This is a genomic window from Streptomyces sp. NPDC079167, assembly GCF_040686735.1.
Taxonomy (GTDB): domain Bacteria; phylum Actinomycetota; class Actinomycetes; order Streptomycetales; family Streptomycetaceae; genus Streptomyces.
In genome coordinates this window covers 187257-200510 of the sequence record NZ_JBFBLO010000001.1, presented here as the reverse complement: position 1 = coordinate 200510, position 13254 = coordinate 187257, and the positions used below count along the sequence as shown (strand labels likewise).

The window sequence follows — 13254 nt, the reverse complement described above, 5'->3', positions numbered from 1 at the left end:
CCGCCGCCCCATGGCCGGACCCGGTGCGCAGCCCCTTCACCCTCGGGCCTTGGAGGGGCGCCCGGCCACTGACGCGCGGGAGTACGCCGTCGCTGTCACCTCTTCGGCCCGCCGGTGGTCCGGGGCGCCGGAAGCGGCGGTGGCGGTGGCCAGGCCCGGTGATTTCACGGATTCCTCCCTTCCCGGCGCCCGCTTCAATCGACATGAGCCGATGCCGGGACGCACCTCGGTCATCGGAAGCAGGCATGACTCGCGTCACCGACACGGGTGCGCCGACGCAGCCGTCCGGCGCGGCCAGAAGGGATCCATCCATGTCTCGCATCAGAGGGCGCCTGCGGTCGATCGGCGCCGCGGCCGTCGGCGTCATGGCCGTGACCACGGGTATGACGGCGACTCCCGCCTCAGCCACCACCGCGGTCTACAGCGAGGACTTCTCCGACGGGCTCGGCACCTTCACCGCCTCCGGTTCCGTCAGGACCGGCACCTACGGCGCCCGGCTGAGCGGTTCGCCGGTCTCCGCTGCCACCCTGGTGTCCGCACCCGTCGATCTGACCGGGCTGAGCGACGTGACCGTGTCCTACACCCGGACGGCTTCGGGCCTTGACCTCGGGGAGGCCTTCACCGTGGCCTACTCGGTCGACGGCGCCTCGTTCACGACGCTGGAATCGGCGCGCACCGCCACGGGTGCGGTGTCGTTCCCCCTGCCGGCCGCGGCCGAAGGAGGTGACCTGCGGCTGCGGTTCTCGCTGGACGCCGGCAGCCTCCTGGAGACGCTGACCGTCGACGACGTGCTCGTCGAAGCCGAGGACGACGGAGGCCCGACCGATCCTCCGGCCGGATCCCTGCCTCCGGTGGACGACGTCACCGAACCCGGGCCCTACGCGGTGACCGTCGACGAATCCGCCGGTCCCGGCGGCGACGGATGGCTGGTCCGTCCGGCCGACGCCGGCCGGGACGGTGTGGACCACCCGGTCTTCGTCTGGGGCCCGGGCGCGGGCTCCGACCCCGCCGCCTACGAGGACATGCTGCGCCAGTGGGCGTCCCACGGGTTCGTCGTCTACAGCGAGGTCTCGTCCAGCAGCGGCGACTACATGGTCGACGCCCTCGACTGGCTGGAGGACCAGAACGCCGCCCCGAGCAGTCCGCTGTACTCACACCTCGATCTGTCCGAGGTGGCCTTCGGAGGTCATTCCCGGGGATCGATCGGCACGTTCGACGTGGCCGACGAGCCGCGGCTGGAGACCACCGTCCACGTGGCCGGCGGCTCCTTCGACGGCAACGGCCCCGACAGCCTCCGCAATCCGGCCCTCTACATCGGCGGTGACGAGGACTTCGCCACCGAGAACGTACGACGCGACTACACCAACACCGATGTGCCGGTGTGGCTCGACGTCCTCGACGACACCGACCACATCCTCGCCACGCGCAACGGCCAGCACATCATCACCGCCTGGCTCCGATGGCACCTGGCCGACGAGGAGTTCCGCAGCACGGAGGACTTCCTGAGCACCGGCTGCACCTTCTGCGACCTCGGCGAGGTCCAGCACAAGAACTGGTGATCAGGCGTCACCGGCCCGTGTCGCCCCGTCGGTCGAACGACGGGGCGACACGGGCCGCGCGGTTCAGCCCTCGAGCCGCCACTTCTGATGGGCCACTCCGGCGCACGTCCACAGCCGCAGCGGGTCCCCGTCGGCGCGGCCTCCGTCCTGCGCGTCCACGCACTTGTTCGCCTGCGGATTGACCAGGTCACCCTCACCGCTCAGTACGAACTTCTGAGCCGGGACCCCGGTGCACCGCGCGAGCTGGATCACGGTGCCGTCCTCCTTGGCACCCCAGGCCACATCCATGCACATGCCGAGCGAGCGAACGGTGCCGTCGTTGAGGAACTCCCACTTCTGGTTGGCCCTCTCCTTGCAGTCCCAGACCGTCAGATGCGTGCCGTCCCTGGCCTCGCCGTCCACCTGGCCCGTCGCTTCGATGCACCGCCCGGCAGCCTTGCTGATGATCTGTGACCCCGGTGCCGGGGCGGGCTTCTTCTCGGGCTCGGCGCCGCCACCGCCGCCGGCAGGCTCCTTCGGCGCTTCCTCGCCGGCGTCCTCCTTCTCCGGTGTGGGCTCGACGGTGGGCGCCTTGGACTCGGCCTGCGGCGACGGTGCGGCCGGCGGAGAAGCGGACGGCGGCAGGGTGCTGACCGGGGAGTCGGCGACCTTCTCCGTCGCGAGGCTGCTCACCTTCGGTTTGTAGGAGAGCCAGATGATGACGAACGTGATGGTGAGGGCCAGGGCGATACCGAGCGCCGTGGCGAGCCACCCCGGCAGGAAGCTGCGCTGGACGTAGGTGCCGTCCACGTCCACGGGCTGTGCCCCGGACCTCTGGACGGCCAGCGTGTAAGGCCGTTGCTCCTTCGACCCGAACCAGGTGATCTGCCGGGGCTTCAGCGTCGCGTCGACGAAGACGGCACGGCCGGGCTCGACCTGGACGCTGCCCGGGCGGATGTCGTAGGAGAGGGCGTCCCCGTTGTCGCTCCCGCTGACCGACGCGGTGAGCTTGGTGTTCCCGAGGTTGTCGACGGCCAGCTTGGGCCGGCCCCGGAAGCGCCCCTTGACCGTGGGAGGGACCAGTTCGGCCCTGAGCTCGGTGAACGGGGTGATCGTGACGTTGCCTTCGGGGACCGTGGTGGCCTCGGGGTGCTCGGTCGGTGTGATCCGCACCGCGTACGGATTCGGCCCGGCCGTCGCGTCGGGAGTGCGTGGCGGTGCGATCGTCAGCTCCACCGTCGCGGTCGTACCCGGATAGAGCCGGACCGTCTGCGGTTCCACGGCCATCCAGGGGGCAAGGCCGCCTACGGGTTCGAAGCGGTACTCGTCCACGACGTCACCGGTGTTCCGCAGCCGCAGCCGGACGGTCGTACTGCTGCCCGGATCCACCGTGGTCGACGCGGGTTCCAAAGAAGTCCATAGGTCCACCAGTCGACGATAGGACCGGACCGGACCCCGTGTCAGCGGACCCGGGGGCACATCGGATGCCCGGAGGGGTGCGAAGGGTCTGCCCCTTCTCCCCGCCCGTCTGCCCTCTCGAACTCCCGTACGTGGTCGGGGTGAAGGGCTTCTCCTCCGTACTCCCTACCCCCTGCCGACGTCTTCACCCGTGGTGGAGTCACGGCCGCCGCCGGGTTCCGGCCGGCGGCCGATCCCGTACCTTCCGGTATGCGGAGGGGAGTTGATCACTTGCGTCCGTAACCCGATAGGCTCCCCTGCGGCGCGGCGAGTTGACTCGAACTCACTCGGCCGCCGCCGCGCTGCCCGCTCGCGTGTGGCGTTGCGGTGTGTGCGCGACTCCCCCCTGTTCGAATTGTGTTGCTCTCGAAGGATGCAGATGGAACTTGCCACTCCACCCCCGGTGGCACGTACACCGGTCGCCTGGTACGGCTGGTGGCTGATGCCGCTGGCCTTAGGAGCCGGAACCGTCGTCACCGCAGTGGCGGGACCCGATGAGGTCCAGATACCGGCGACGTTCGCGGGTGCCGCGGTCACCGTCGCCGGCGCGGTCTGCGTACGGCTCCTCGTGCGGACCAGGGCCCGGCTCGGCCGGGCGAACGACGACTTCCGCTCGGCGCAGGCCGAGCACTCCCAGCAGCTGTACGCGGATGTGCGGGGCAGGGAACAGAGATTCGCGGCCGAGCGCTCCGCCCTGGAAGCTCAGCTGGGCGAGCAGGCGGCGGCCTTCGAGGCCCGGCTCGCCGAGCACTCCCAGGCGTACGAGACCGCCATCGCCGAACGGGCCCGCGCGACGGAGGAGCGGCTCGCCCTCCAGCAGGACGTCGTCGTCAGGCTCGGCGACCGCCATCTCCCCGAGGCCGTCGCGCGGCTGAGGGACGGCGAGGCCATCGACGACATCCTGGCCGAGGCCGCACAGGAGGCCGACGCGGGACCGGAGCTGCGTGCCGCGCTGCGCAAGGTCCAGCGGAACGCGCTGCTCGCCGTCGAGGAGGAGCTGAACCGCTCCACGTCGGCCGAGCAGGCCGTGGTCGGCATCGGCAGCCGTATCCACGTGCTGACGGGCCGGCTGCGCGGCAGGCTCCACGAGATGCAGGGCGAACACGGGCGGCTGCCCGCCGTGGCCCAGGGCCTCATGGAGCTGGACCAGGAGATCGGCCCCGCCGACTGTCTGGCCGCCAGCATCGGCGTGCTCGGTGGTTCGGACCGGCCCGGACGCCAGTGGCAGGAGCCGCAGCGACTGCTCAGCGTGGTCCGCGGCGGCATCGGACGCATCAAGGACTTCAACCGCATCCAGGTCCGTCACCTGCCCGAACTCGGCGTCGACGGCGGTCTGGTGGACCACCTCACCCTGATCTTCGCCCACCTCCTCGACAACGCGGCGCGCTACTCGCCGCCGACCGAGCCCGTGGTCGTCTCCGGCAAGGAGGTGCCCAACGGCGTCGGCATCGAGATCCAGGACGCGGGCAAGGGCCTGACCGACGAGCGCAAGCGCGAGGCGGAGCAGGCCATCGCGGGTACCTCGCAGGGGCCCGGCCTGGGCGGCATCTCGGAGGACGCCAACCTCGGCCTGCGTGTGGTGGGCGCCCTCGCCCGCCGCTACGGCATCCGGGTCACCTTCGCGGACTCGCCGTGGCTCGGCACCTCGGTGGTCGTGGTGGTTCCCCACAAGTACTTCAGCCACCTGTCCGCCCCCGTCACCGAGCCGGCCAGGCCCGCCGTGGAGAGGGCCGAGCCGGTCCCCGAGCCGGCCCGGGCCGCCGTGCCCGTGGAAAGCACCGAAGCCATCGACGCCATGGACACCACGCCCGGCGGCCTGCCGCGACGCAGGAGCAGGCGGGCGGACACGCCGGAAACCAGGCCGGGCGGAACCGACCGGACCACCGAGTCCGTGGTCCCCGTGCCGCCGGACTCCTCGTTCGCCGGCCTCGCCGCCTTCGCCACCGCCGGGCGCGAAAGCGCTCCACCGGGGGCGACGACCGCGGACGCCGACCCGGGCGCCCGCGAGACGACTGCCGGCCGTGAGTCCAACCGCACTGAAGAGAGCGACTAGTCCACATGACGCAACAGGGAACCGACGTGAGCTGGGCGCTCCGCGATCTCACGGAGAGCATCCGGGAGATACGTTTCGCCCTCGTGGCCTCCAGCGACGGCAAGGCCATCACTTCCTACGGCGCGGACGACCCCGACGACGTGGACCGCTTCGCCGCCGTGGTCGCGGGCCTGCAGGCCCTCGCACAGCCGGTGGCCGAGCAGTTCCCCACGTACGCGGGACAGCTCCGCCTGGCGATGATCGAGGTCGACGGCGGCCATCTCTTCGTGGTGCGGGCCGGAGTGGAGACCTACCTCGGGGTGCTGGCCAGGGAAGGGCTCGACCAGGGCCTGCTCGGCCATCAGATGAGGGATCTGGCGCGGAGGATGGGTGAGCTCCTCGGCACGAGTCCGCGCCTGGAGGAGAATCCTGGATGAGTGGTCCCCGCCGGCCCACGGACCCGCCCGGTCTCGAGCGCTACTACGTCCTCACCGGGGGGCGCAGCGGACCGGGTGGTTCGGCGTCGACCCTGGACGTGGCGACACTCATCAGCTCCCGTGCCGCGGCCGGGACCGGTCTGCAGCACGAGCACGAGGAGATACTCCGGCGCTGCCGCGATCCGCTGTCGGTGGCCGAACTCGGCGCCCACCTCGGACTGCCCTTCAACATTCTCGCGGTACTCCTGGCCGATCTGCTGGACGCAGGCCGCGTGGAAGCCCGTGATCCCATCCCGGCTTCAGGAGCCGGCCGCGGGCCCGACCTCGCGCTCCTTGAGGAGGTACTCAGTGGACTTCAAAGGCTTTGACCATCCCGACCGGCAGACGGCGGGAGGCGGTACCCGCTCGGTGAAGGTGATGATCGCCGGCGGTTTCGGCACCGGGAAAACCACCCTGGTGCGCTCGGTCAGCGACATCAAGCCCCTCACCACCGAGGAGACGCTCACGCAGGCCAGCGTGGACGTCGACGACCTGATCGGGGTGGCGGACAAGCAGGAGACCACCGTCAGCCTCGACTTCGGCAAGATCGGCATCAACGAGGAGCTGGTGCTGTACCTGTTCGGGACCCCGGGGCAGGAGCGGTTCTGGTTCCTGTGGAACGGCCTGTTCAAGGGCGCCCTCGGTGCGGTCGTGCTGGTGGACACCCGCCGGCTCGCCTCCAGCTTCCGGGCCATCGAGGAGATGGAGCGGCAGGACGTGCCCTTCGTCATCGCGCTGAACGTGTTCCCCGACTCCAAGGACCATCCGGTCGAGGAGATCCGGGACGCCCTGGACATCCCCGCGCACACGCCGGTCGTGACCTGCGACGCCCGTGACCGCAACTCCAGCCGTGACGTGCTGATCGCGCTGATACGTCACCTCAAGGCACGCTCCGCCGTCGCTCTGGAGCCCCGATGACCGACCACCCGGCCGACGGCGCCGAAGCCACCCGGGGCTGCCCCGTCATGCACGGCGGCGCCGACGGCCTGACCCGGCTGTACGGGCCGGACGCGGCGATCGACCCGCAGGGCATCTACGGACGGCTGCGCAAGGAACACGGGGCCGTGGCGCCGGTGCTCCTGGAGGGGGACGTCCGCGCCTGGCTGGTCCTCGGCTACCGCGAGAGCCGGCGCGTGCTCGACAACCCCCTCCAGTTCAGCCGGGACTCGCGCATCTGGCGGGACTGGAAGGAGGGGGAGGTCGAAGACACCTCGCCGCTGATGCAGATGCTCGGCTGGCGTCCGGACTGCGTCTCCCAGGACGGTGAACCGCACCGCAGGCTCCGCAGGGCCGTCACCGACAACCTGGACACCCTGGCGGGACGCGGTATCCGCCGCCATGTCACGCACTTCGCGAACAAGCAGATCGACGCGTTCGCCGGGAAGGGCAGTGCCGACCTGGTGGGCGAGTACGCCGAGTACCTGCCGATGCTCGTGCTCACACGGCTGTTCGGGCTCCCGGCAGCAGAGGGGCGCAGCCTCGCGGTCTCCTGCGCCCAGGTCATCAAGGGCGGCCCGGACGCCCTCGCGCACAACGACCGCATCATGGAGATCCTGGGGGAACTCGCCGAGCGCAAGCGCCTCGAACCGGGGCCCGACTTCACCACGGGGCTGCTCGCGCACGACGCCGGACTCGACGAGGGCGAGATTCTCAGCCATCTGCGTCTGGTCCTGATCACCGCGCACACCACGACCAGCAACCTGCTGGCCCGGGTGCTGGAGGCAGTCTTCACCGACCCCGCCCGCCTCTCAGGCCTCGTCAGCGGCCAGCGGGCCGTCTCCGAGGTCGTCGAGGAGGTCATGTGGAGCACCCCGCCACTCGCGGTCCTCCCGGGGCGTTTCGCCACCGCGGACCTCGAACTGGGCGGTACGCAGATCAAGGAGGGCGACCTGCTGGTGCTCGGGCTCGCCGCGGGCAACCTCGACCCGGACATCCGTCCGGACGCGGGGGTCTCCGTACACGGCAACCAGTCGCACCTCGCGTTCAGCGGCGGTCCGCACGAATGCCCCGCCCAGAACATGGGCCAGGCCATCATCGAGATCGCCGTCGACACCCTGCTGCACCGGCTGCCCGGCCTGCGGCTGTCCGTGCCCGCCGGTGAACTCACCTCGACCGCCTCCACCTGGGAAGCGCGTCTGGACACGCTCCCGGTCGAGTTCACCGCGGTCTGACCGTGCTCCGTGTGCCCGCCCGGCCTCCGGCCGGGCGGGCACACGTCCGTCAGACGGTGAGCAGATCGTCCAGCGAACCCCGGCCCGCCAGCTCCGCCGTGGCGGCCGGGCCCTCCTTCGCGGCGGCGTACCGGCCCGAGGTCAGCGCCCACTCGTAGTTGCCGTTGATCCAGTGCTGGATGGCTTCCACGCCCATCCGGACCTGGGCCCGCTCCTCGGAGCCGAGGCCGAGCGCCTCACACATCGCCGGGACGTGCGTCTCCAGTGCGAGGTACTCGTCGAGGCACGCCGTCGTCATCCGGTACGCCTCGGCGGCGGCCTCCTCCCACGTGCAGCCGCGCTCCCGGTGCAGGACGGCGATGAGGTTGTGGCCGTCCCCCCGGCGCTTCTCGCGCTCGAAGGAGTGGATGTCGTTCATGAAGCCGATCGTGTCCGCGGCCAGGTCCCGCATCCGCACCATGAGCGGGTGCGCCTGCACCTGCGCCGGCACCTCGAAGCCGCGGCTGCGCTCACCCGCGTCGATGCTGTGGTGGATGCCGACCGTGCGACGGCGGAACTCGGCGTACTCCTCGATGCCGAGCGTCCCCGCGCGGCCCTCGGCCGCCAGGTCGACCTCCTCGGTGTGGGCCACGAGGAAGCGCCCCCAGGAGGCGGCGAACCGGGTCCGCCAGGTCAGGGACATGCCATCCGAGAGACGGGCCCACACCTGCGCCCAGGCCAGGGTGATCGGGCACAGCACGCGGGGAGGCGTCCCGGCGGGCCGCAGCGGTGTGGCTATCAGCTCCCGCGCGACCTCCGCTATGCGGTCCGCCCGGTCCGGGCTCCCGGAGTCGAACTGGTCGTCGAAGAGAAAGGCCAGGGAGAACCAGTTCATCAGGACGACCATGTCGTCGGCCGAGGCGTAGGGGTACGTACGCGCCGCCGCCTGCGGCAGGTCCCATGACTGGTACTCCTCGAAGCCGGCCTGGCTGCGGACCAGGCCCATCTCCCACACCCAGCGCAGGTGGTGCTCTCGCGCGTATGCGAGGTGTTCGCTCACCGGCGTCTTGAAGGGGAGGTCGAATGTGACGTCCTGCGGCATGTGGCGGGTCCTCTCTTGAGACAGTTCACAGGCCCCCGCCCCGTGACCGGGCGATCGAAAATGCCGCCCATTGACTTGAAGTGCACGTTTTGAGCCACAAATTGATGGCTCATCATGTGCGCCCTCATGCTGCCCAGACCCTAAACGATCTATGCCGCAAGATCGCCTCGAAGAAGATCTTCCGGAACCGGCGCCTCCACGCGTGTACGCCGCAGGCTCAGACCTGGCCCAGATCCGAGCTCAGCCAGCGCTGGGGACGCATGTGGACGACCACCTGGGCGCCGTGCTCCTTCCAGGCGAAGTCGACGTAACCCTCGACCTTCTCGGCGGGGAGGTAACGCGAGGCCATCTCCACCAGCTGCTCACGGGTGGCGGGGAGCGTGGAGACGACCGGGCCCTCGACGGAGACGTAGCGGATGGTCGGCGTCAGGCGGTCCGCCATGATGCTGAAGCGGCCCGCCCGGGCGATGGCGGTCCCCTTGCGGGAGTCGCGCCCCGTCATGATCCACAGGTCGCCGCCGGGTGCGTACTGGTACCAGATCGGCACGGTGAGCGGGGCCCGTCCTTCCTCGGCCGCGTCCACGGCCAGTGCGCCGATATGCGGTTCGGCCAGGAACTGCTCGCGCTCGGTGCGGGTCAAAGCCATGGCTGGACTCCTCGGTCGGACGGTCGGTGCCTCAGGGCGGCATTATGCAACGCTCGCCCCGGCGTGGCGGCGGAACCCGCCGTTCCGGCCGACACCCCTGCTATACATGTGCGTTCACCGAGGCGGGGGAGCGGAGCATGGACCGGAACACGTCCGTACGGCTGAGGGCGGCGACCGCCGGGGACGCGGAGGCGATCACCCGGGTCTTCCTGGCCTCACGGGCCGCCGCGCTGCCCTACCTGCCGCGGGTGCACAGCGATGAGGACACGCTCGCCTGAATCACCCAGGGCGTGCTGCCCGGCTCCAGGGTGTGGGTGGCCGAGGGGGAGTCGGGGGAACTGCTCGGATTCGCCTCGCTGGACGGGGACGAGCTCGACCAGCTCCATCTGCGTCCCGACACCCTGCGGAAGGGCGTCGGGACGCTGCTCCTGGAACAGGTCAAGAAGGCCTCGCGCGGCGAGCTCAGCCTGTACACCTTCCAGCGCAACTCCGCCGCCCGCGCCTTCTACGAGCGGCACGGCTTCGTCGCCGAGGCGTACGACGACGGCGCACGCAACGAGGAGAACGAGCCGGACGTGCTGTACCGGTGGAGGGACGCCGGCTGAGCGGCGGCCGGCCGGGGCCGAGCGGTCAGACCAGGGGCGGGCGGCCCAGGCGCGTCATCCGCCACACCGTGCGCCAGTGCATCGGGTTCCGTTCGCCGCACTCGGTGCGCATCCCCTCGGCGAAGCCGGCCGCCCAGGCGCGCAGGCCGGTGGCCGAGCGGGTACGGGCCGCGGTGAGCAGGATCCAGGTGCCGAGGTAGGCGGGGACCAGGGGCAGGGGCAGGTTGCGGCGGGCCAGCCAGACGCGGTTGCGGGCGGTCATGCGGTAATAGACCGCGTGGCGGGCCGGCGACGTCCTGGGGTGCTGGAGCAGCAGGCCGGGCTCGTAGAGGATCTTCCAGCCCGCGTCGAGCGCCCTCCAGGACAGGTCGGTCTCCTCGTGGGTGAAGAAGAACTCGGCCGGCCAGGGGCCGGTCTCGGCGAGCATCCTCATGGAGAGCGCGTGGCCGCCGCCGAGGAACGCGGTGACCTGGCCGCGGCGCATCGGGTCCTTGGCGCGGAGACGCGGCACGTGCCGGCGCTGGGTCTCACCGTGTTCGTCGGCGATACGGAAGCCGACGATGCCGAGGCGCGGATCGGCGGCGTACAGCTCCTGGACCCGGCGGAACACGTCCTTGTCCACCAGGAGTCCGTCGTCGTCCAGCTCGATCACCACGTCCACGTCGCCGTAGGCGGCGAGCGCCTCCAGGGCCTCGTTGCGGCCGCCGGGGCAGCCGAGGTTCTCGTCGAGTTCGAGCAGGGTCACGCCGCCGGCCAGGCCCGTCAGGCCGGGGAAGGAGCTGTAGTCGGGGAGCGGCGAGCCGTTGCCCACGACGATCACGCGGGAGGGGCGCGCGTCCTGCATGGCCACCGACGCCAGCAGCGCCTCGACCTGCTGCGGACGGTCTCCCATGGTCACGATGGATACGCCGATACGCGGTTCGGACAAGGCTCGGCTCTCCCGGGGATTCGGTGGCTTGCGGCACCGCGGCACCACCGCGGTGCCCGTGATCGTAACGTCCGGTGTTCAGCTCGCGGTGGGTGACCGGTCATCGGAAGGGCGGTCGCCGTTCAGCCGGGCGTACATCAGCATGTCCCGGCGCCGCCCCCCGATCTCCTGCCAGCCGCGCAGCAGACCCTCGCGCCGGTAGCCGGCGCTCTCGGCGGTCCGTACCGAGGCCGTGTTCCAGGGTTCGATGAGGAGCTGCACCCGGGGGATGCCCAGCTCGTGCAGCGCCCAGGTGGTGACCGTGCGCAGGGCCGCTGCCGCGACGCCCTGGCCGCGGCCGGGGGCCGTCATCCAGTAGCCGAGGGTCGCCCGGCCCGCGGCCGCGTCCGCGAGCCAGAGCCCGATGGAGCCGACCGGCCGCCGGTCCCGGGTGCGCGCGATGGTGAACGGGTATCCCACCCCGTCGGCGGCCCGGTCCCACTGGCGCCTGACGTAGGCCTCGGCGGCCTCGTCGGAGTACGGCGTGGGGATCGTGGTGACCAGCGGGATGTAGTCGTCCTCCGCCGCCTCGCGGACGAGGGGAAGGTCGCTCATCTCCCAGGGCCGCAGGACGAAGTCGGCTCCGGCGGTCATGCTGGGAACGGTCAGCGGTGGTGCCATGCCGTCATCCTGCCGCGCCCGCGCCCCGCCGCCCGGCCCCGACTCACCCGGTGGACCTCCGAGTGCTAACGGCCCCGCGTTCCCGTTAAGGTGTACTGTCACCTGCTCCGGGCCGGTGACGGAATGGGAGGCCTCTCGTGGACACAGGGGATGTGGAGCCTGGCACGGTCAGGCCCGGCGGCCGCACGGCACGGGTGCGGGAGGCCGTGCTGCGCGCGGCCGGTGACGCGCTGGTCGAGCACGGCTTCGACCGGCTCGATCTCGCCGACGTGGCCCGCCGCGCCGAGGTCGGCAAGACGACGGTCTACCGGCGCTGGTCCACCACGGCGGGGCTGGTCGCCGACCTGCTGACGGAGATGGCGGAGCAGTCGGTCCCGCGTACGGACACGGGCTCCCTGGACGAGGACCTCCGGTCCAACGCGCGACTGGTGGTGCGCACACTGACCGACGCGCGCCAGGGGCCCCTCTTCGCCGCCGTCGTCGCGGCGGCGACGTGCGACGCCCGGACGGCCGAGGCCCTGCACCGCTTCTACGCCGTACGCGTCGCGGAGTGGGCCGGCTGCGTCGACGCGGCGGTGGAGCGGGGCGAACTGCCCCGGGGGACCGACGCCCGCGAGGTGATCCGGGCCGTGTCGGCTCCCCTCTACTACCGGATGCTGGCCAGTGGCGACCCCCTCGACGAGGCGGTCGCCGACCGCGCGGCCGAGGCGGCGGCGGTGGCGGCGCGGGCGGGTGTGTACGCGAGCTGAGCCCCCGCTCCGGGACTCAGCCGATACGGGTCCCCGTCCCCGACACCCTGATCCGGGCGTCGCCCGGCCTCAGCTCGACGGTGAGGGTGCCGGGGCGGCCCATGTCGGCGCCCTGGTGCAGGGTGAGGACCGCGTCGTGCGGGACGAGGCCGAGCTCGCGGGCGTACGCGCCGAACGCCGCGGCCGCCGCGCCCGTCGCCGGGTCCTCGACGACTCCGCCGACCGGGAAGGGGTCGCGGACGTGGAAGACCGTGGCGGACTCCCGCCACACCAGCTGGACGGTCGTCAGGTCGAGCCGCCGCATGAGGACTTCCAGCCGGGCGAAGTCGTACGAGAGGTGCGCCAGCCGTTCCCGGGTCGCGGCGGCCAGCACCAGGTGGCGGGCGCCCGCGTAGGCGATCCGGGCCGGCAGCGCGGCGTCCAGCTCGGCGGCCGGCCAGTCCAGGGCGGCCAGGGCCTCCGCCACGTCCTCGGGGGCGGCGTCCGTGGTGTGCGGCTCGACGCTGGTGAGGGTGGCGCGGAGCTCGTCGCCCTCACGGGTGACGGTGACCGGGACCGGGCCCGCGGGGGTGGAGAACACCAGGTCGCCCGGGCCGTCCCGCTCGGCGAGCGCGAGGGCGGCGGCCACCGTGGCATGGCCGCAGAAGGGGACCTCGGCCTTCGGGCTGAAGTAGCGGACGGTGTAACCGCCGCGGCCGTCCGGTGAGGTGAGGAAGGCCGACTCGCTGTAGCCCAGCTCCGCCGCGACCGCGAGCATCGCCGCGTCGTCGAGCCCGGAGGCGTCCAGGACGACGCCTGCCGGGTTGCCCCCGCCCGGGTCGGCGGAGAACGCGGTGTAGCGGAGGACGTCGACGGCGGTGTGTGCGCTCATGTCGCAGCTCAACCGGGGGAGACGGCCGCGCATTCCCGC

Annotated in this window: 14 protein-coding genes and 1 pseudogene; 8 read left to right on the top strand and 7 right to left on the bottom strand. The window is 71.6% G+C overall.

Annotation, left to right across the window (positions count from 1 at the left end):
• Nucleotides 1-36: 36 nt before the first annotated feature.
• Nucleotides 37-168 (bottom strand): hypothetical protein, encoded by a 132-nt coding sequence (locus tag AB0P41_RS00945; RefSeq protein WP_365929269.1) that lies wholly within the window; start codon nucleotides 166-168, stop codon nucleotides 37-39.
• A gap of 143 nt (nucleotides 169-311) precedes the next feature.
• On the opposite strand from AB0P41_RS00945, the gene AB0P41_RS00940 reads away from it, so the two are divergent.
• Nucleotides 312-1559, top strand: a complete 1248-nt coding sequence (locus tag AB0P41_RS00940) for a hypothetical protein (RefSeq protein WP_365929267.1) — start codon at nucleotides 312-314, stop codon at nucleotides 1557-1559.
• 63 nt (nucleotides 1560-1622) lie between these two features.
• On the opposite strand, the gene AB0P41_RS00935 is transcribed toward AB0P41_RS00940, so the two are convergent.
• Nucleotides 1623-2966, bottom strand: a complete 1344-nt coding sequence (locus AB0P41_RS00935; protein ID WP_356707455.1) for a ricin-type beta-trefoil lectin domain protein — start codon at nucleotides 2964-2966, stop codon at nucleotides 1623-1625.
• Between the two features lie 409 nt (nucleotides 2967-3375).
• Here AB0P41_RS00935 and AB0P41_RS00930 point away from each other — a divergent pair, with 409 nt between their 5' ends.
• Genes AB0P41_RS00930 through AB0P41_RS00910 form a run of 5 tightly spaced genes read left to right on the top strand, consistent with a single transcriptional unit; the run spans nucleotide 3376 to nucleotide 7675 of the window.
• Complete coding sequence (locus tag AB0P41_RS00930) at nucleotides 3376-5049, top strand: ATP-binding protein (protein WP_356707454.1); 1674 nt, start codon at nucleotides 3376-3378, stop codon at nucleotides 5047-5049.
• Between the two features lie 5 nt (nucleotides 5050-5054).
• Nucleotides 5055-5465: a roadblock/LC7 domain-containing protein gene (locus tag AB0P41_RS00925; RefSeq protein WP_356707453.1), complete on the top strand. Its 411-nt coding sequence runs from the start codon at nucleotides 5055-5057 to the stop codon at nucleotides 5463-5465.
• Complete coding sequence (locus tag AB0P41_RS00920; RefSeq protein WP_356707452.1) at nucleotides 5462-5833, top strand: DUF742 domain-containing protein; 372 nt, start codon at nucleotides 5462-5464, stop codon at nucleotides 5831-5833. Before AB0P41_RS00925 ends, AB0P41_RS00920 begins: the two co-directional genes overlap by 4 nt.
• Nucleotides 5814-6422 carry an ATP/GTP-binding protein gene (locus AB0P41_RS00915; protein ID WP_356707451.1) on the top strand — a complete coding sequence of 203 codons (609 nt, stop codon included), beginning with the start codon at nucleotides 5814-5816 and terminating at the stop codon, nucleotides 6420-6422. The genes AB0P41_RS00920 and AB0P41_RS00915 overlap by 20 nt, the downstream gene beginning before the upstream one ends.
• Entirely contained in the window at nucleotides 6419-7675 is a 1257-nt protein-coding gene (locus AB0P41_RS00910; RefSeq protein ID WP_356707450.1) for a cytochrome P450, read from the top strand. Before AB0P41_RS00915 ends, AB0P41_RS00910 begins: the two co-directional genes overlap by 4 nt.
• A gap of 49 nt (nucleotides 7676-7724) precedes the next feature.
• Here AB0P41_RS00910 and AB0P41_RS00905 read toward each other — a convergent pair whose 3' ends face one another.
• Nucleotides 7725-8756 (bottom strand): 7-epi-alpha-eudesmol synthase, encoded by a 1032-nt coding sequence (locus AB0P41_RS00905; RefSeq protein ID WP_356707449.1) that lies wholly within the window; start codon nucleotides 8754-8756, stop codon nucleotides 7725-7727.
• Nucleotides 8757-8973: 217 nt separating this feature from the next.
• A complete protein-coding gene (locus AB0P41_RS00900) occupies nucleotides 8974-9402 on the bottom strand; it encodes a pyridoxamine 5'-phosphate oxidase family protein (RefSeq protein ID WP_356707448.1) in 429 nt (142 codons plus the stop codon).
• 137 nt (nucleotides 9403-9539) lie between these two features.
• On the opposite strand from AB0P41_RS00900, the pseudogene AB0P41_RS00895 reads away from it, so the two are divergent.
• Nucleotides 9540-10007 (top strand): annotated as a pseudogene (locus AB0P41_RS00895) (GNAT family N-acetyltransferase).
• Nucleotides 10008-10032: 25 nt separating this feature from the next.
• Here the strand turns inward: AB0P41_RS00895 and AB0P41_RS00890 are convergent.
• Nucleotides 10033-10935 carry a glycosyltransferase gene (locus AB0P41_RS00890; RefSeq protein WP_356707445.1) on the bottom strand — a complete coding sequence of 301 codons (903 nt, stop codon included), beginning with the start codon at nucleotides 10933-10935 and terminating at the stop codon, nucleotides 10033-10035.
• A gap of 78 nt (nucleotides 10936-11013) precedes the next feature.
• Complete coding sequence (locus tag AB0P41_RS00885; protein WP_356707444.1) at nucleotides 11014-11595, bottom strand: GNAT family protein; 582 nt, start codon at nucleotides 11593-11595, stop codon at nucleotides 11014-11016.
• A 137-nt stretch (nucleotides 11596-11732) separates the two neighbouring features.
• On the opposite strand from AB0P41_RS00885, the gene AB0P41_RS00880 reads away from it, so the two are divergent.
• A complete protein-coding gene (locus AB0P41_RS00880) occupies nucleotides 11733-12344 on the top strand; it encodes a TetR/AcrR family transcriptional regulator (protein WP_365929264.1) in 612 nt (203 codons plus the stop codon).
• 16 nt (nucleotides 12345-12360) lie between these two features.
• On the opposite strand, the gene AB0P41_RS00875 is transcribed toward AB0P41_RS00880, so the two are convergent.
• Nucleotides 12361-13215 carry a PhzF family phenazine biosynthesis isomerase gene (locus AB0P41_RS00875; RefSeq protein ID WP_365929262.1) on the bottom strand — a complete coding sequence of 285 codons (855 nt, stop codon included), beginning with the start codon at nucleotides 13213-13215 and terminating at the stop codon, nucleotides 12361-12363.
• Nucleotides 13216-13254: the final 39 nt, after the last annotated feature.

What these genes read in the sequence shown, in the direction of transcription:
- AB0P41_RS00940 (WP_365929267.1), top strand. Translation starts at nt 312, where the DNA reads ATGTCTCGCATCAGAGGGCGCCTGCGGTCGATCGGCGCCGCGGCCGTC.
- AB0P41_RS00930 (WP_356707454.1), top strand. Translation starts at nt 3,376, where the DNA reads ATGGAACTTGCCACTCCACCCCCGGTGGCACGTACACCGGTCGCCTGG.
- AB0P41_RS00925 (WP_356707453.1), top strand. Translation starts at nt 5,055, where the DNA reads ATGACGCAACAGGGAACCGACGTGAGCTGGGCGCTCCGCGATCTCACG.
- AB0P41_RS00920 (WP_356707452.1), top strand. Translation starts at nt 5,462, where the DNA reads ATGAGTGGTCCCCGCCGGCCCACGGACCCGCCCGGTCTCGAGCGCTAC.
- AB0P41_RS00910 (WP_356707450.1), top strand. Translation starts at nt 6,419, where the DNA reads ATGACCGACCACCCGGCCGACGGCGCCGAAGCCACCCGGGGCTGCCCC.
- AB0P41_RS00905 (WP_356707449.1), bottom strand. Translation starts at nt 8,756, where the DNA reads ATGCCGCAGGACGTCACATTCGACCTCCCCTTCAAGACGCCGGTGAGC.
- AB0P41_RS00900 (WP_356707448.1), bottom strand. Translation starts at nt 9,402, where the DNA reads ATGGCTTTGACCCGCACCGAGCGCGAGCAGTTCCTGGCCGAACCGCAT.
- AB0P41_RS00885 (WP_356707444.1), bottom strand. Translation starts at nt 11,595, where the DNA reads ATGGCACCACCGCTGACCGTTCCCAGCATGACCGCCGGAGCCGACTTC.
- AB0P41_RS00875 (WP_365929262.1), bottom strand. Translation starts at nt 13,215, where the DNA reads ATGAGCGCACACACCGCCGTCGACGTCCTCCGCTACACCGCGTTCTCC.